Here is a 15,484-nt window from a genome sequence, read left to right as displayed (position 1 = left end):
TCAGCCATGGTCATGATGGTGGTGGCCATGCCCGTGATCATGGCCATGGGAATGGCCGCCATGGGCGTGATAGGCGCCGCGTGCCGGCTGGAAAGGTTCTTCCACATCCCGCACGGTGGCGCCGAGGCCTTCGAGCATGGCGCGGATGACGTGGTCGCGCAGGATGAGAATACGCTCTTCCTCGATCTGCGCCGAAAGGTGCCTGTTGCCCAGATGCCAGGCAAGCTCGATCAGGTGAAGCCGTTCCTTCGCCTTGATTTCGAACAGCTTTTCATCCGCCGCGCGAACCTCGATCAGATCGCCGTTTTCCACCACCAGCAGATCGCCATGGGCAAACAGCACGGCTTCCTTCAGGTCCAGCATCACCATCTCGTCGTTCTGCAGATGCAGCAGCTTGCGGCGCAGATGCCGCTGGTCATGCGCCAGCGTGACATAACGGGAGGGCTCGTCGCCGGGGGTTCCGGCGGGGTGATAGGAGGTGACGCGCAGCATGGGATGATCCGTTTCGGAAACAGTCTTGGGAGGCTGATTTTTGACGGATAGGCAGAGGGATTTCAAGCTGCGATTTCATAAGGTTGAAAAGACCATGGCATCGTCGGCTTGGAAGGTTGACGATACCTGGAACCTCTCCTCCGTCATGCCGGTCCCCGGAACCAGCCCGAGGATGACCCGGCATCCAGCCACGGCGCGTCTGCGCCGTGAAAAGACTCCCACGCAATCAAGGACTTGATCGCGCTGGACCCCGGATCAGGTCCGGGGTGACGGAGCTTGGAGAGGCCCTTGCGCGAGAAAGCAGCACCTCAGAAAAAGAAAAGCCCGACATCGCTGCCGGGCCTTCAGAAAATCATGAAACCGAAATCACGCCGCAGCGCGTGCCTTGAGGTTTTCGAGAATGTTCTGCGGCGAGGAAACGCCGTAGGGGTCGGATTCGCAATTGTCGGAATAACCCTCTTCCTCGAACCACTGCTCCACCAGACCGTCATTGATGACGGCGGCGTAACGCCAGGAGCGCATGCCGAAGCCGAGATTGTCCTTGGCGACCAGCATGCCCATCTTGCGGGTGAACTCGCCCGAACCATCAGGAATGACCTTGACGTTTTCGAGGTTCTGACCCTTGGCCCAGGCATTCATGACGAAGGCATCGTTGACCGACAGGCAATAGATTTCATCGACGCCGAGCGAACGGAACTCGCCCGCCAGCTTTTCGAAGTCCGGCAGCTGATAGGTCGAGCAGGTCGGCGTGAAAGCGCCGGGCAGCGAAAACAGCACAACCTTCTTGCCCTTGAAATAATCGTCGGAGGTCATGTCCTGCCAACGGAAAGGGTTGGGGCCACCAACGGCTTCATCACGAACGCGCGTGCGGAAAGTTACGGCAGGCACTTTTTTGCCGAGCATGTCTTGTCTCCTGTTCTGGCGTTTTACGTGGGTCGCTTGGGATCGATCCACGCGGAATTCTTTTGCCGTTTCCATAACGCAAGATGCGCTGCGGTGCAGCATAAAAATCCGGTCTCAAAAGAGATTCGAACAGGCGGTTTTGCTACCTTATGCAACTATAAAGTATAGTTTACAAAAATACACTTTTAAGTAATATTCCGCACCCAAAAGGGAGATATAGAAATTGATTTTGAAAGACCGCGTCCTCAATCATCTCGACAGTACCCTCAGGGCCTATTTCGATTATAGCGACGGCCCGCAATGCTCCAACCTGCGTGGCTTCGTCGCCGGGTTGGTAACCGATGTCTGCGAGAGGCTGGATACCGAATTGCTGCGGAAAGTTGCGGAGAAGGTTGACGGCAAAAGTTTTGCCGAATGGCGATCCTGGTACATTGATGAGGCCGTGACCCTGCAGGCCAATGCCGTCGGCGCCTTCGCCCATCGTGTCATCGATGTGGAAACACTCAGCCCCTCGGCGCTCAGCCGGAAAGTGCCCTGTGAACTTGGTTACAAACACGCGGATGAATTCATCACCTGCTGGCAGGAAACCTATGGAAAGCGGCTGGCCGAAAAGGAAAGGCTACCTTCATCGAAAAAATTTCAGGACAAGCGTAGCAGCCATACGGAGCCGCCCTACCTGATGAAAGATATCCTGGGGCTGTCCTGGTGGCGCAAGCGGGCGAAATGAAGGACGGCAACAAGGAATCGACCAAGGAAATGCTGGCGGTTTTCCGCATCATCGCCAGCGCCGGGCTTTCGCTGATCCTGTTGTTGGCCACATTCAAGAACAGGACGCCGGACCTCTCCGATTGGCTGGTATACCCGGCTACCCTCTTTTTCAGTGCCTCGTTGCTGTTCTGTCTTTACCTGTTTCTGCAGGCCATAACCTTGCTGGCCAGCGAGACGGACGCCATCATCGATCAACCGAGGATCAAAATCCCGGCGCTGGCGGCGATGGGGCTTTTTATGGCCGGCATCGCGAGCCTGCTGGCCGCGCTCATTTGCATCTGAGCGCGGAGCAACCGTTCCTCAAAACAGGAAATAACGCTGCGCCATCGGCAGCACGGTGGCCGGTTCGCAGGTCAGCAGCTCGCCATCCGCCCGCACTTCATAGGTCTCGGGATCAACCTCGATATGCGGGGTCAGCGAATTGTGGATCATCGAGGCCTTGGAAATGCCGCCGCGCACATTCTTCACCGGCAGCAGCTTCTTGGCGACGCCAAGGCGCTGGGCAAGGCCGGCATCCAGCGACGCCTGCGAGACGAAAGTGACCGAAGAATTGGTGCGCAGCTTGCCGTAAGCGGCAAACATCGGCCGGTAATGCATCGGCTGCGGCGTGGGAATGGAGGCATTCGGGTCGCCCATCGGGGCTGCCGCAATCGAACCGCCGAGCAGCACCATTTCCGGCTTCACCCCGAAAAAGGCCGGGTTCCACAAGACAAGATCGGCACGCTTGCCGACTTCGACAGAGCCGATCTCGTGGCTGACACCCTGAGCGATGGCCGGGTTGATGGTATATTTGGCGATGTAACGGCGTACCCGGAAATTGTCGTTTTCGCCGGTCTCTTCCTTCAGGCGGCCGCGCTGGCGTTTCATCTTGTCGGCGGTCTGCCAGGTGCGGATCGCCACTTCGCCGACACGGCCCATGGCCTGGCTGTCGGAGGAAATGATCGAAAACGCGCCGATATCGTGGAGGATATCCTCCGCCGCGATGGTTTCCTTGCGGATGCGGCTTTCGGCGAAGGCGATATCTTCAGGAATGGACGGCGACAGGTGATGGCACACCATCAGCATATCAAGATGTTCGGCGAGCGTATTGACGGTATAGGGCCGTGTCGGGTTGGTGGAAGACGGAATGACATTCGGGTTGCCGCAGACCTTGATGATATCAGGCGCGTGCCCGCCGCCCGCACCTTCGGTGTGGAAAGCATGGATGGTGCGCCCCCTGATGGCGGCGACCGTGTCTTCCACGAAACCGCTTTCATTCAGCGTATCGGTGTGGATCATCACCTGCACGTCATATTCGTCGGCGACCGTCAGGCAATTGTCGATGGCGGCGGGCGTCGTGCCCCAGTCCTCATGCAGCTTCAGCGATGAAGCGCCGGCAAGGATCATTTCTTCGAGCGGCGCCGGCAGCGAGGCATTGCCCTTGCCGGCCAGTGCGAGGTTCATCGGAAAGGCATCGAAACTTTCGATCATGCGCTCGATGTGCCACGCGCCGGTGCAGGTTGTGGCGAGCGTGCCATGCGCCGGGCCGGAACCGCCACCCAGCATGCAGGTCACACCGCTCATCAGCGCTTCCTCGATCTGCTGCGGGCAGATGTAATGGATATGCGCGTCCATGCCGCCGGCGGTGAGGATCTTGCCTTCGCCGGCAATCGCTTCCGTCGAAGGGCCGACGATGATCGTCACACCCGGCTGCGTATCGGGGTTGCCCGCCTTGCCGATGGCGTGGATGCGGCCATTCTTCAGGCCCACATCCGCCTTGTAGATGCCGCTATGGTCGACGATGACGGCATTGGTGATGACGGTATCGACAGCCCCTTCGGCCCGTGTCGCCTGGCTCTGGCCCATGCCGTCGCGAATGACCTTGCCACCACCGAATTTCACTTCCTCGCCATAGGTGGTGTGGTCCTTCTCGATCTCGATGAAGAGTTCGGTATCGGCCAGTCGCACCTTGTCGCCAACGGTCGGGCCGAACATGCCGGCATAGGCGGCGCGGGAAATCTTGTAAGGCATGGGCTCAGGCTCCTTGGGACGCGGAGAAAATCGATGTGGGAGAAATTCGTGTCAGCCGGCCCTCGTTTGACAGGGCTTCGACCAGTTGTTGTTCGGCGGCAAAGGGATGACCGCTCCAGCCCTGATGGCCGAAACCGGCAATCGCCACCTCGTCACCATCGCCGCTCACGCTCTCGAGAACATGGGCAATGGCAAAAAGGCCGGTGCTGGGGCAGACATAGGGTGCCGGCGCATAGGCTTCGAGCGCCGCATCGAGCCTTTCATGCACAGCGCGTGGAATGACGATATGGCTCTTGCCGGTTTCGCGTGCGATGGCCGTAAAACCGGGGGTATAATCGGCGCAGAAATCGGTGAGCTCCGGCCAGCCCGCGCGGATGCCCGACTCCATCTCTGAAAACTTCGCGGGATCGCGCACCGACCATAGGGCGGAGGCCTGCCGCACGCCGTCATTTTCGCGCCAGTCGCTGCCTTCCGTCATCTCCTGGCCCGGCCGCCCGGTATTGCAGACGGCCACCACATCCGTGCGGCTGCCGCCGGCGCCCAGCGACCGGCAATCATTGAAGCGGATGACGATGTCGGAACGGTCGATGAAACCAGCCACACCCGGCGGCAGTTCCCCGTTTCCGACAATCATGATCCGCCGCCCCATGCCGTTCAGAAACCTTCCGACAACTGGCGCAATTCATCGGCGCGCTTGCTGCTCATATCGGCGAGGCAGGACGCGATCAGCATCGGCTCCATCGTGCCGCCACGCGCCTGAAAACCGGATAGCGCGCAATTGGCGTCGCGAAAAACCACCCATGCGCGCTGGGCCGTCACCAGAGCGTCGGTCGCACCCTTGCTGCTTGCGTCGGCCGTCTTGTCGCGCTCGGCAAGCTGCTTGCGAAGCTTCTGATAGGCGGCGTTCAGATCCTTGTCGGCCTTTTCATGGTCCTTGCCGGCGCAGATGGTCATATCCGCCTGCGTCTGCGGCGCCTTGCAATCGGGCTCGGTCTGCGCGGCGACCGGCATGGAGATGCCAGCAGTCACGCTGAAGAGGATGGCCGCCATGACGACGTTATTTCGGGTCATCGCCATCGCTCAAGCCGCCGCGCCGTCAAAAGCCTGCGATTTCAGCGCCCTTGGATCGACGCCGTCGAGACAATTGGCATTAACCGCCACCATGGGCGTACCGTCAGGCCCATCGGCATAGGCAAAGCTTTCAATGCCGCAGGTGGAGCAGAAGAAATGATGGATCTTGTGTTTGTTGAAGAGATATTCGCTCAGCTTGTCCTCGCCGGAAAGCAGGGTGAATTTCTCCCGCGGTGCAAAGGCGAGCGTGGAGCCGAGCCGCTTGCAGCGCGAACAATTGCAGATGACGGTATGGTCGAGATCGGCATCGACCTCGAAGCTGACGCTGCCGCACTGGCAGCTTCCATGATAATGCGCCGTCGTCATTTCATAACCTCCCCATGACCTGTTGACGGAAACCATAAACCTCACGCTTGCCGGAAAGCGGCACCAGCGTCACTTCCCGCTTCTGGCCGGGTTCGAAACGCACCGCCGTGCCGGCCGGAATATCGAGACGCATGCCGCGCGTTTTGTCGCGGTCAAACAGGAGCCCCGCATTGGTCTCGAAGAAATGATAATGGCTGCCCACCTGCACCGGCCGGTCGCCCGAATTGGCCACCTCGATCGTCACCGTCGGCTGGCCGGCATTGAGTTCGATGGTGCCTTCTGCGGCAATGATTTCGCCTGGCTTCATGGTGCTCCCCTTGTTTCTGTCTCAGGCGGCGGTCGCAGCCGCGCAGCCTTCGGCCTTCAGCACGCGCTTTGTGGACGCCGGATTGGTGACGAGTTTCACTGCGGGGCGAACCGGCCTGCGAACCAACTCGCCTCCGCAGTTCGGGCAGGCGCCTTTGAGCACATCCGTCACGCAATCGGCGCAGAAGGTGCATTCGAACGAGCAGATCATCGCATCCCGGCTATCGGGCGCAAGATCGCGGTCGCAGCATTCGCAATTGGGCCTCAGTTCCAGCGCCATGCCACCCTCCTCACCGGATCGGTTCGTGAACGGTCACCAGCTTGGTGCCATCAGGAAAGGTCGCTTCCACCTGCACATCATGGATCATCTCGGCAATGCCATCCATCACCTGATCGCGGGAAATCACATGCGCGCCGGCTTCCATCAGATCGGAAACGGCGCGGCCGTCACGGGCGCCCTCGACCACGAAATCGGTAATCAGCGCAATCGCTTCGGGATAATTCAGCTTCACGCCGCGCTCCAGCCGGCGGCGCGCCACCATGGCGGCCATGGAAATCAAAAGCTTGTCTTTTTCTCTTGGGCTAAGGTTCATCGTCGTCCCGCAGCTTGGCATCCGCTCCGCAAAGCAGCTTTGCAGGAGATCAGATCCGACATTTGACAGACCCCGAAGGATGCCCGTCACGCGGCGATCCGAAGGGATTACAGATTCCAGACTTTCGGCACTGGCGCGCCGTTTCGCAAGAGCGAAATGATCGGAAAAAGCAATTTTCTCAAGGAGAAACCATCGGCGGCGGCAACCCGCACCACGAGCTTGCCCTGCCATTCGCTGGCACCGCCGCTTTCCCCGGCAATCGCCCGGATTTTAGGCAGAAGCGCCTCGGAAAGAGGCCCGATATAGAGAAGCGTCGCAAAGGCGACCTGCCCGGCCAGAACCGCCGTCTTCGCCGTCAGCTCCGCCACCTCGCCCTCAAGCAGAAGCTCTTCGGCATGCACCAGCTTGCCGCCATGGCGAATGCGCCAGCGGTCGCGAAAAAGGCCATGCGTCATCGCCTCGCCCATGGCCTGACGGCCGAGCAGCACGGCTTCGACGGCGATGAATTCGGAAGATTGATCGAGATCGGCTTCCAGCCGGCGGGTGAGCGACGCCCGGTCGAAAAGGATGGTTTCCTGTGGCAGCCAGTGCAGTTTCGCACCCGGCCCGGCGGAAATGCGGGCGGTGACAGTGGCTGTGCCTGATGATGCCTTGTAAACCTTCTCGCAGGCCTGCGTGGTCACGACAAGCGACGTGCTGGCACCGGCGACCGCATGCCATTCGATCTCGTCTCCGCCGGTCAGCCCGCCGGAGGAATTGATGAGAATGGCTTCGGCTTCGTTCGAAAAAGTGTCCGGCAGGCGGATTTTGGCGCAGCCTTCCTGGAACAACTCGTCCAGCCGGCTGCGCCCTTCAACCGCCTTGGTTACAATGCGTCCTCTGCCACGGGCGCGTTGCTGCCGGACAGGTTGTTGAGCGTCTTCACAACCGGAAGGGCCGATGGCTTGCTGTTCTGGCTGCACGCGGTCTCCGAAGCACTTGCGGAAGCGGATCCGGCCTTGGCGCCACAATCCTTCTTGACGACGGCGTCCACCACCATCTGCCCTTCCGTGTTGCGGAAGAAATCCCACATTCTTTCGGCCGCATCAACCGTGCGCGTCACTTCGCCTGTGGGCATCTTGCGCTCCACGGCGGGTTCGGCCTTCGGGGTCTGCTCGCCGCCCGGCTTGCGGGTGACGACGGCGCTAGCGGCCAGCACTTCCGCCTTCATCGTCGCGCGCGGCCAGGCATGGTCCCAGTTCTCGATGACATAGGATTGAATGCGTGCACCAGCCTTGCAGACATCGTAGGAGTTGACGGTGAAGCTCTCGCCCACCTTGCTTTTGGCAGCGCCCTTGCAGCCGTCCATCTCGGCCCAGCGCTTCAAGGCAGTCTCACCGCCATATTGCCAATAGGACTTGCCGCCGCCCTGATAGGGATTGGCAGGATCCTTCAGCCCGGCAAAGGCGATGATCGACATCGGCCGGGCAGGCGTGCAGCTTGCCGCATCCGGTCCCCATTTGCCTTCGGTCTCCAGCGGATAACCGGCGCGCAGCGAGGCGACGAAGCCGGCAGCATTAAAATCCGCGTTGCCGCTGCAGATGAATTGCGACAGCATGCGCCCGCCGCCGGAATAACCGGAACCGTAAAAGCGCTCCTCATCCACGCAGAACCTGCCCTTCACCATGGCGATGGCATCGCGGATGAAACCGACTTCATCCAGCCCGCCCGGGCGCTTGGTGACACCGGGAACGTTCCAGGCATGGGTGCCGGGCAATTCGCCATTGAGGCTGCCGGCCAGCGCCACCACCACAAGGCCGTCACGCTCGGCCAGCTTGTCCCAGCCGCTGCGGTTCAGCTGGCCGTGCGGATTGCTGTTCGAGCCATGAAAATCGAATATGACGGGCAGCGGCTTTTTCCCGTCATAGGCGGAGGGAACAAAATAGACGCCGTCGCGTTTCTCGCCATTGGAGAGAATGGAAAAATCATGCCGACCCGGCTCCATGCCCGGGCCGATGCCCTGACCGCAGGTCGATGCCGACGCTGCGGCCCCTGCGCTTGCGCTGATCACCAGCCCAAGGAACAGGCTGCATGCGGAACGAACCAACCGGGAAGCCCGGCCCACTGCAAAGTCTTGAATCATTGACACGCCTTTATTGGCACAGTGTCCCGACGATACGTCGAGCGTGCAGGAAATGTAAGGGATCAACTGTCGCGGCGTGCGAATAGACTTTTCCTGTGTCTCGCATGCAGCATTTGCGCTGCCAATATCACAGGCTTTTATTCAACGAAATGCTAAAATTGCGCATAAAAGCTATGCTCAGGCGCATAGGCTTTCAAAATATTAATCGGCCGTTTGCACGCCGTGATCGGCGTGCGGTCCTTTTAGTCTCGATTTATACTGTCAGATGCCGCCGCGCCTCGGGCGTATCCAGCGTCTCGGCCAGCCCCTCATGCACGATTTCACCGCGATCCATGATGTAGACGTAATCGGCAAGTTCGCGGCAGAAATCCAGATATTGCTCGACCAGCAGGATCGCCATGCCGGTGGAATCGCGCAGATATTTGATCGCCCGGCCGATATCCTTGATGATCGACGGCTGGATGCCCTCGGTCGGCTCATCGAGCACGAGGATTTTCGGCCGCGTCACCAGCGCCCGGCCGATGGCAAGCTGCTGCTGCTGGCCGCCGGAGAGATCGCCGCCGCGCCGTGACAGCATGGATTGCAGCACCGGAAACAGGCTGAAAATATCGTCCGGGATGAACCGCTCCTTGCGCGGCAGCGGCGCATAACCGCTCTCCAGATTCTCCTGAACGCTGAGCAGCGGAAAGATTTCACGCCCCTGCGGCACATAGCCAACACCGCGCTTGGCCCGCTGATAAGGCGCCAGCCCGTCGAGCGTCGTATCGCCGAAACGTATGGTGCCGGCACTGGTGGCCTGCTGGCCGGTGACGGCCCGCAACAGTGAACTTTTGCCCACGCCGTTGCGGCCGAGGACACAGGTGATCTTGCCCATCTCCGCTTTCAGTGACACGCCGCGCAAGGCTTGCGCCGCGCCGTAGTGGAGGTTGATGTTTTCGACTGTCAGCATGGTGCTACCTTGTCTGAAAAAGCGTAGTGGGAGAGTGGGGCATGGATCCTCGGGTCAAGCCCGAGGATGACGTAGGGGCAAGCGGGACGCACAACAGCGCTGTCAAATACCGATTTCGGCGCGCAATTTCGCCGTGCTGACGGGTCACGACAGAGCGAAAATTTCCTGTAATATTCCCGGAGTAACCTCCAGGCATTACCCCCACCCAGCTGTCATCCTCGGGCTTGACCCGAGGATCCACTCCCAGGAACACACCGTGGCCGGCTTCGTCTATATCGTCGCGAGCGGCAGACACGGAACGCTTTATATCGGCGTGACGTCGAACCTTGAGCAGCGAGTTTACGAGCACCGCGAAGGACTGACCAAAGGTTTTACCAGCCTTTATGGGTGCACGAAGCTCGTCTGGTACGAAGAGCATATGAGCATCGGCACCGCGATCCAGAGGGAAAAATCCTTGAAACGCTGGTATCGCGACTGGAAGATCAAGCTGATTGAGGATTTTAATCCGGAGTGGCGTGATCTTTACGAGGAATTTGGCTGAGTGGGTGGCGATGGATCCTCGGGTCAAGCCCGAGGATGACGGCAGTGGGTTTCTCAATCTTGGAGGTTGACCACCACTCCATGTTTCCCAGAGCGGTGAAGGACAGTGTGGTACCCCTATCGACCAGTCCTCCACCGTCATCCTCGGGCTTGACCCGAGGATCCACCGCGACAAACGCCCAAATGTCGTTGTGATACGCCGCACCATCACCGCCCCAGATAATTCTCAATCACCTTCGGATCACTCGACACAAAATCGATCGACCCTTCCGCCAGCACCGAGCCTTCGGCAAGACACGTCACCTTCACCCCCAGTTCGCGGATGAAGCCCATGTCGTGCTCCACCACGACCACAGAGCGGGTCCTGGCAATCTCCTTCAGCAGCACGGCGGTTTCCGCCGTTTCCGCATCCGTCATGCCGGCCACCGGCTCATCCACCAGCAAGAGCTTCGGCTCCTGCGCCAGCAGCATGCCGATCTCAAGCCACTGTTTCTGGCCGTGCGAAAGATTGGCGGCGAGATCGTTGCGGCGATGGCTGAGGCGCACGGTGGCGAGGATTTCCTCGATGCGGGCCTTGTCTTCCTCGCTCAGCCGGTAAAACAGCGTGGCGAACACGCCGCGCTTGCGGTTCAGCGCCAGTTCCAGATTGTCCCAGACGGTGTGGCTTTCAAACACCGTCGGCTTCTGGAATTTTCGGCCGATGCCGAGCTGGGCAATATCCGCCTCATCCTTTTTGGGGAGGTCGATGCTGTCTTCGAACAGCACCGTGCCGGTATCCGGCCGCGTCTTGCCAGTGATGATATCCATCATCGTCGTCTTGCCCGCGCCATTCGGGCCGATGATGGCGCGCAGTTCCCCCGGCTCCACCACGAAGGAGAGGGAATTCAGCGCCCTGAACCCATCGAAGGAAACGGAGACGCCGTCGAGATAAAGCAGGCTCTTTGTTCTTTTTTCGGAAACCGTGTTCATATCCGCCTCACTCCGCCGCCTGTTGCGCCACTGTCGAGCCGCTGTCATTGCCCGGCTGTGCGCCGCCTGCCGCAAGCGCAACCCGCTTTTCGCGCCGCCCCGCCAGATAATGCTGCAGGGTGCCGACAATGCCCTTGGGGAAAAACAGCGTCACCGCAATGAAGAGCCCACCCAGCGCAAACAGCCAGAATTCCGGGAAAGCGCCGGTGAAATAGCTCTTGCCGCCATTGACCAGCAGCGCGCCGATGATCGGCCCGATCAGCGTGCCGCGCCCGCCCACCGCCGTCCACACCACAACTTCAATGGAGTTGGCGGGCGAAAATTCGCCGGGATTGATGATGCCCACCTGCGGCACGAACAGCGCACCGGCAATACCCGCCATCATGGCAGACACGACGAAGGTGAAGAGCTTGATGTTTTCCACCCGGAAACCGAGGAAACGCACCCGGCTTTCGGCATCGCGCACCCCCACCAGCACCTTCCCGAATTTGGAATTGACGATGCCCGACGCAATCAGCAACGAAAGCGCCAGCATCACGGCCGTCACGGCAAACAGCACGGCGCGTGTGCCATCCGCCTGCACGGAAAAGCCGAGGATATCCTTGAAATCGGTAAGGCCGTTATTGCCGCCAAAACCCATGTCGTTGCGGAAGAAGGCAAGCAGCAGGGCATAGGTCATGGCCTGGGTGATGATCGAGAGATAAACGCCGTTGACGCGTGAGCGGAAGGCGAACCAGCCGAACACGAAGGCGAGCAGCCCCGGAACGACAAGCACCATCAGCGCCGCAAACCAGAACATGTCGAAGCCTTGCCAGAACCACGGCAGTTCCTTCCAGTTGAGGAACACCATGAAATCGGGCAACACCGGATGGCCATAAACCCCGCGCGTGCCGATCTGCCGCATCAGATACATGCCCATGGCATAACCACCGAGCGCGAAGAAGGCGGCGTGGCCGAGCGAGAGAATGCCGCAATACCCCCAGACAAGATCGAGCGCGAGCGCCAAGAGCGCATAGGCCAGATATTTGCCGAGCATCGACATGATATAGGTCGGGATGCGGAACGCGCTGCCCTCCGGCAACAGCAGGTTGGAGGCGGGCACCAGCACGGCGATGGCCAGAATGATGCCGATGGCGATGGAGATGCGGCGATCGAGCGCGCGCAGGAGGAAGCCGGTAATCATGCTTCGATCGCCCTTCCCTTGAGTGCGAAGAGACCGCGCGGCCGCTTCTGGATGAACAGGATGATGAGGACGAGCACGAGGATCTTGCCGAGCACGGCGCCCACCGTCGGCTCGAGGAACTTGTTGAGCACGCCGAGCGACAGCGCCCCGACCAGCGTTCCCCAGAGATTGCCAACGCCACCGAACACCACCACCATGAAACTGTCGATGATGTAGCTCTGGCCGAGATTGGGCGAGACATTGTCGATCTGCGAGAGCGCCACACCGGCAAGACCGGCAACGCCGGAGCCGAGCGCGAAGGTGAAGGCATCCACCCAGGGGGTGCAGATGCCCATGGAGGAGGCCATGCGGCGGTTCTGGGTCACGGCGCGCATCTGCAGGCCGAAAGCGGAGCGTTTCAAGAGAACCAGCAGCGCGAAGAACACCGAGAGCGAGAAACAGACGATCCACACCCGGTTCCAGGTGAAATTGAGATAACCGACGCTGAAGGAGCCGGACATCCAGCTGGGGCTGCCGACTTCCCGGTTGGTGGGGCCGAAGATGGAGCGCACACCCTGTTGCAGGATGAGCGAGATGCCCCAGGTGGCGAGCAGCGTTTCAAGAGGACGTCCATAGAGGAAACGGATGACACCGCGCTCCATGACAAGTCCGACGCAGGCCGTGACCAGAAAGGCGGCTGGCAAGGCGATGGCGAGCGACCAGTCGAACAGGCCGGGGAAATGGCTGCGGATCACCTCCTGCACCATGAAGGTGGAATAGGCGCCGATCATCACCATCTCGCCATGCGCCATGTTGATGATGCCCATCACGCCGAAGGTGATGGCAAGGCCGATGGCGGCGAGCAAAAGCACGGAACCGAGCGACAGGCCGTACCAGACATTCTGCACGTAATCCCAGAAGGCAAGGGAGCTTTCGATGCCCGATATGGCGCTGTCGATATCCGGTTTCAGGCTCTGATCCACGGAGGGGGACGCCGCCATGAGAATGCCGATGGCATCGCGCCCGCCCAGGTTCTTGATGGTGGCGATCGCTTGCCTCTTGGCCTCCAGCGGGCGGTCGGAGGAGAGCAGCGAGACAGCCCGCGCCTCCTCCATCCGGGTCCGCACCTCTTGATCGGTTTCCCTTGATATGGCCGCTTCCAGCAATTCGAGATTTTCAGCGCTCGGCGCTTTCAGAACGGCATCGGCGGCGGAAAGCCGCACGGATTTTTCCGGGCTGAGCAGGGTCAAACCGCCAAGGGCTGCGCGGATGACGCGGCGCAGATTATTGTTGACCTTGATCTTGGTAACCGCCGCCTTCGGCGCCTCGCCCGCGCTTTCGCCCGTCAGCGGGTCGATCAGCGTAAAATTGGAGCCTGCCGGCTTGGTCATGAACACCAGATTGTCGGACTTGCGTACGTAAAGATCACCCGCCGCAAAAGCCTCGAGCGCCGGAACGACGCGCGCATCGCCGGTCGCGGCGATCTGGCCGATCAGGACTTCGGCCTGTTTGAAGTCAGCCGTGCCGAGCTGGTCGATCAGCGCCTTCGGATCGCTTTGGGCGAAGGATTGGGCGGCGATCCCCATGGTGAGCCAGAGGAAGATGGCTCCGAGAAAAGATCGGATCGTCATGTCGGGGTCCTTGGGCGTTTTACGGCGGGGCGTTTGTGTGGCGCCCGTTGAGTATGCGGCTTTACCCCCCTCTGCCCTGCCGGGCATCTCCCCCTCAAGGGGGGAGATCGATCTGCGGCGAGGTCCCGCCCATCTCAAAGTTCGAGAATGAAGTGGCGGGAAAGCGTCTTGCCGATCTCCCCCCTTGAGGGGGAGATGCCCGGCAGGGCAGAGGGGGGTAATTCTTGCTCAGCTTCGAATGATAAAACCGCCCCCCCAATAAGGGAGCGGCACCCACCCCGTTATCAGCTACCCTTACCGCCGCACTTGCCGCTGGCCACATTAAAGTTGCCGCAAGACATCGGCTTCCGCCAATCCGAGATCAGATCCTTCGAATCCGGCAGGTAATCCGACCATTCATCCCCCACCACCTGCGGTGTCTGCTGTACGATCTCAAACTGCCCATCGGCCTGGATTTCACCGATCAGCACCGGCTTGGTGATGTGGTGGTTCGGCATGACGGTGGAATAACCGCCCGAAAGGTTCGGCACCGAAACGCCGATGATCGAGTCGAGAACCTTGTCCGTATCGGTGGTGCCGGCGGATTCCACGGCCTTTACCCAGGCGTTGAAGCCGATATAGGCGGCTTCCATCGGGTCGTTTGTCACGCGTTTGTCGTTCTTGGTAAAGGCATGCCAGGTCTTGATGAACTCGGCATTGATCGGCGCATCGACGGACTGGAAGTAGTTCCAGGCGGCAAGGTGGCCGACCAGCGGCGCGGTATCGAGACCGGCCAGCTCTTCTTCACCCACCGAGAAGGCGACGACCGGGATATCCTCGGCCTTGATGCCCTGGTTCGCCAGTTCCTTGTAGAAAGGCACGTTGGCGTCACCGTTGATGGTGGAGACCACGGCGGTCTTCTTGCCGGCCGAGCCGAATTTCTTGATGTCGGACACGATCGTCTGCCAGTCGGAATGGCCGAACGGCGTGTAGTTGATCATGATGTCCTCTTCCTTGACGCCCTTCGACATCAGGTAGGCCTTCAGGATCTTGTTGGTGGTCTGCGGATAGACATAGTCCGTGCCGGCCAGAACCCAGCGCTCCACACCTTCGGTGCTGGCGAGATAGTCGACGGCCGGAATGGCCTGCTGGTTCGGAGCCGCGCCCGTATAGAAGATGTTGCGCGAGGATTCTTCACCCTCGTACTGAACCGGATAGAACAGGATCGAGTTCAGTTCCTCGAAGACCGGCAGCACCGACTTGCGCGAGGAAGACGTCCAGCAGCCGAATACGGCGGCGACCTTGTCCTGCGAAATCAGCTGGCGGGCCTTTTCGGCGAAAAGCGGCCAGTCGGAAGCCGGATCGACCACCACGGCTTCGAGTTTCTTGCCGAGCACGCCGCCCTTCTTGTTCTGCTCGTCGATGAGCATCAGCATGGCGTCCTTCAGCGTCGTCTCTGAGATCGCCATGGTGCCGGACAGCGAATGCAGCACGCCGACCTTGATCGTGTCGTCTGCTGCAAAAGCGCCATGAAAGGCGGTGGTGGACAGGATCGCGCCAAGCAGCGCGGCACTAAGCGTCTTGCGGAACATCATCGGAAGAACCCCTCTCCTTGTTGGCCTC

The 15,484-nt window shown here is 60.3% G+C and carries 19 protein-coding genes; 3 read left to right on the top strand and 16 right to left on the bottom strand.

What is annotated here, in order from left to right:
• Complete coding sequence (ureE, locus tag AC5YUO_RS10535; RefSeq protein WP_496153262.1) at positions 1 to 492, bottom strand: urease accessory protein UreE; 492 nt, start codon at positions 490 to 492, stop codon at positions 1 to 3.
• Between the two features lie 366 nt (positions 493 to 858).
• On the bottom strand, positions 859 to 1,395 hold the full coding sequence (locus AC5YUO_RS10530; protein ID WP_496153261.1) for a peroxiredoxin: 537 nt from the start codon (positions 1,393 to 1,395) through the stop codon (positions 859 to 861).
• A 223-nt stretch (positions 1,396 to 1,618) separates the two neighbouring features.
• Between AC5YUO_RS10530 and AC5YUO_RS10525 the strand changes: the two genes are divergently transcribed.
• Positions 1,619 to 2,122, top strand: coding sequence for a hypothetical protein (locus tag AC5YUO_RS10525; RefSeq protein WP_496153260.1), 504 nt, complete (start codon positions 1,619 to 1,621; stop codon positions 2,120 to 2,122).
• Entirely contained in the window at positions 2,119 to 2,445 is a 327-nt protein-coding gene (locus AC5YUO_RS10520; RefSeq protein ID WP_496153259.1) for a hypothetical protein, read from the top strand. Before AC5YUO_RS10525 ends, AC5YUO_RS10520 begins: the two co-directional genes overlap by 4 nt.
• An 18-nt stretch (positions 2,446 to 2,463) precedes the next feature.
• Here the strand turns inward: AC5YUO_RS10520 and ureC are convergent, their stop codons facing one another.
• The 10 genes from ureC to urtE all read right to left on the bottom strand — a co-directional run bounded on the left by ureC (position 2,464) and on the right by urtE (position 9,580).
• Complete coding sequence (gene ureC, locus AC5YUO_RS10515; RefSeq protein WP_496153258.1) at positions 2,464 to 4,173, bottom strand: urease subunit alpha; 1,710 nt, start codon at positions 4,171 to 4,173, stop codon at positions 2,464 to 2,466.
• A 4-nt stretch (positions 4,174 to 4,177) separates the two neighbouring features.
• A complete protein-coding gene (locus AC5YUO_RS10510; protein WP_496153257.1) occupies positions 4,178 to 4,822 on the bottom strand; it encodes a Urease operon accessory protein in 645 nt (214 codons plus the stop codon).
• 5 nt (positions 4,823 to 4,827) lie between these two features.
• Positions 4,828 to 5,250, bottom strand: coding sequence for a lysozyme inhibitor LprI family protein (locus AC5YUO_RS10505; protein ID WP_496153256.1), 423 nt, complete (start codon positions 5,248 to 5,250; stop codon positions 4,828 to 4,830).
• A 3-nt stretch (positions 5,251 to 5,253) separates the two neighbouring features.
• Positions 5,254 to 5,610 carry a GFA family protein gene (locus AC5YUO_RS10500; RefSeq protein ID WP_496153255.1) on the bottom strand — a complete coding sequence of 119 codons (357 nt, stop codon included), beginning with the start codon at positions 5,608 to 5,610 and terminating at the stop codon, positions 5,254 to 5,256.
• A gap of 1 nt (position 5,611) precedes the next feature.
• Entirely contained in the window at positions 5,612 to 5,917 is a 306-nt protein-coding gene (locus AC5YUO_RS10495; protein WP_496153254.1) for an urease subunit beta, read from the bottom strand.
• Positions 5,918 to 5,938: 21 nt separating this feature from the next.
• Entirely contained in the window at positions 5,939 to 6,196 is a 258-nt protein-coding gene (locus AC5YUO_RS10490) for a DUF1272 domain-containing protein (protein WP_496153253.1), read from the bottom strand.
• A 10-nt stretch (positions 6,197 to 6,206) separates the two neighbouring features.
• Entirely contained in the window at positions 6,207 to 6,509 is a 303-nt protein-coding gene (locus AC5YUO_RS10485) for an urease subunit gamma (protein ID WP_063948239.1), read from the bottom strand.
• A 107-nt stretch (positions 6,510 to 6,616) separates the two neighbouring features.
• Complete coding sequence (locus tag AC5YUO_RS10480; RefSeq protein ID WP_496153252.1) at positions 6,617 to 7,471, bottom strand: urease accessory protein UreD; 855 nt, start codon at positions 7,469 to 7,471, stop codon at positions 6,617 to 6,619.
• Positions 7,375 to 8,631, bottom strand: a complete 1,257-nt coding sequence (locus tag AC5YUO_RS10475; RefSeq protein ID WP_496153251.1) for a CE1 family esterase — start codon at positions 8,629 to 8,631, stop codon at positions 7,375 to 7,377. The genes AC5YUO_RS10480 and AC5YUO_RS10475 overlap by 97 nt, the downstream gene beginning before the upstream one ends.
• A gap of 253 nt (positions 8,632 to 8,884) precedes the next feature.
• Positions 8,885 to 9,580 carry an urea ABC transporter ATP-binding subunit UrtE gene (urtE, locus tag AC5YUO_RS10470; RefSeq protein ID WP_496153250.1) on the bottom strand — a complete coding sequence of 232 codons (696 nt, stop codon included), beginning with the start codon at positions 9,578 to 9,580 and terminating at the stop codon, positions 8,885 to 8,887.
• 256 nt (positions 9,581 to 9,836) lie between these two features.
• Between urtE and AC5YUO_RS10465 the strand changes: the two genes are divergently transcribed.
• A complete protein-coding gene (locus AC5YUO_RS10465; protein WP_400819550.1) occupies positions 9,837 to 10,121 on the top strand; it encodes a GIY-YIG nuclease family protein in 285 nt (94 codons plus the stop codon).
• 206 nt (positions 10,122 to 10,327) lie between these two features.
• On the opposite strand, the gene urtD is transcribed toward AC5YUO_RS10465, so the two are convergent.
• From urtD to urtA, 4 genes are all read right to left on the bottom strand, one after another.
• Positions 10,328 to 11,089, bottom strand: a complete 762-nt coding sequence (gene urtD / locus AC5YUO_RS10460; RefSeq protein ID WP_496153249.1) for an urea ABC transporter ATP-binding protein UrtD — start codon at positions 11,087 to 11,089, stop codon at positions 10,328 to 10,330.
• Between the two features lie 7 nt (positions 11,090 to 11,096).
• Positions 11,097 to 12,272: an urea ABC transporter permease subunit UrtC gene (gene urtC / locus AC5YUO_RS10455; protein ID WP_496153248.1), complete on the bottom strand. Its 1,176-nt coding sequence runs from the start codon at positions 12,270 to 12,272 to the stop codon at positions 11,097 to 11,099.
• On the bottom strand, positions 12,269 to 13,882 hold the full coding sequence (gene urtB, locus AC5YUO_RS10450) for an urea ABC transporter permease subunit UrtB (protein ID WP_496153247.1): 1,614 nt from the start codon (positions 13,880 to 13,882) through the stop codon (positions 12,269 to 12,271). The genes urtC and urtB overlap by 4 nt, the downstream gene beginning before the upstream one ends.
• Positions 13,883 to 14,166: 284 nt before the next feature.
• Positions 14,167 to 15,456 carry an urea ABC transporter substrate-binding protein gene (gene urtA, locus AC5YUO_RS10445; protein ID WP_496153246.1) on the bottom strand — a complete coding sequence of 430 codons (1,290 nt, stop codon included), beginning with the start codon at positions 15,454 to 15,456 and terminating at the stop codon, positions 14,167 to 14,169.
• Positions 15,457 to 15,484 lie beyond the last annotated feature (28 nt).

The sequence above is a fragment of the Agrobacterium sp. LEGMi-208b genome (assembly GCF_059511785.1).
The sequence above is the reverse complement of the archived record's forward strand: the minus strand, read 5'-3'. Positions and strand labels throughout refer to the sequence as shown.

Excerpts from the sequence above, each read along its gene's own strand:
- ureE (WP_496153262.1), bottom strand. The coding sequence starts at position 492 with ATGCTGCGCGTCACCTCCTATCACCCCGCCGGAACCCCCGGCGACGAG.
- AC5YUO_RS10530 (WP_496153261.1), bottom strand. The coding sequence starts at position 1,395 with ATGCTCGGCAAAAAAGTGCCTGCCGTAACTTTCCGCACGCGCGTTCGT.
- AC5YUO_RS10520 (WP_496153259.1), top strand. The coding sequence starts at position 2,119 with ATGAAGGACGGCAACAAGGAATCGACCAAGGAAATGCTGGCGGTTTTC.
- ureC (WP_496153258.1), bottom strand. The coding sequence starts at position 4,173 with ATGCCTTACAAGATTTCCCGCGCCGCCTATGCCGGCATGTTCGGCCCG.
- AC5YUO_RS10510 (WP_496153257.1), bottom strand. The coding sequence starts at position 4,822 with ATGGGGCGGCGGATCATGATTGTCGGAAACGGGGAACTGCCGCCGGGT.
- AC5YUO_RS10505 (WP_496153256.1), bottom strand. The coding sequence starts at position 5,250 with ATGGCGATGACCCGAAATAACGTCGTCATGGCGGCCATCCTCTTCAGC.
- AC5YUO_RS10500 (WP_496153255.1), bottom strand. The coding sequence starts at position 5,610 with ATGACGACGGCGCATTATCATGGAAGCTGCCAGTGCGGCAGCGTCAGC.
- AC5YUO_RS10495 (WP_496153254.1), bottom strand. The coding sequence starts at position 5,917 with ATGAAGCCAGGCGAAATCATTGCCGCAGAAGGCACCATCGAACTCAAT.
- AC5YUO_RS10490 (WP_496153253.1), bottom strand. The coding sequence starts at position 6,196 with ATGGCGCTGGAACTGAGGCCCAATTGCGAATGCTGCGACCGCGATCTT.
- AC5YUO_RS10485 (WP_063948239.1), bottom strand. The coding sequence starts at position 6,509 with ATGAACCTTAGCCCAAGAGAAAAAGACAAGCTTTTGATTTCCATGGCC.
- AC5YUO_RS10475 (WP_496153251.1), bottom strand. The coding sequence starts at position 8,631 with ATGATTCAAGACTTTGCAGTGGGCCGGGCTTCCCGGTTGGTTCGTTCC.
- urtE (WP_496153250.1), bottom strand. The coding sequence starts at position 9,580 with ATGCTGACAGTCGAAAACATCAACCTCCACTACGGCGCGGCGCAAGCC.
- urtD (WP_496153249.1), bottom strand. The coding sequence starts at position 11,089 with ATGAACACGGTTTCCGAAAAAAGAACAAAGAGCCTGCTTTATCTCGAC.
- urtC (WP_496153248.1), bottom strand. The coding sequence starts at position 12,272 with ATGATTACCGGCTTCCTCCTGCGCGCGCTCGATCGCCGCATCTCCATC.
- urtB (WP_496153247.1), bottom strand. The coding sequence starts at position 13,882 with ATGACGATCCGATCTTTTCTCGGAGCCATCTTCCTCTGGCTCACCATG.
- urtA (WP_496153246.1), bottom strand. The coding sequence starts at position 15,456 with ATGATGTTCCGCAAGACGCTTAGTGCCGCGCTGCTTGGCGCGATCCTG.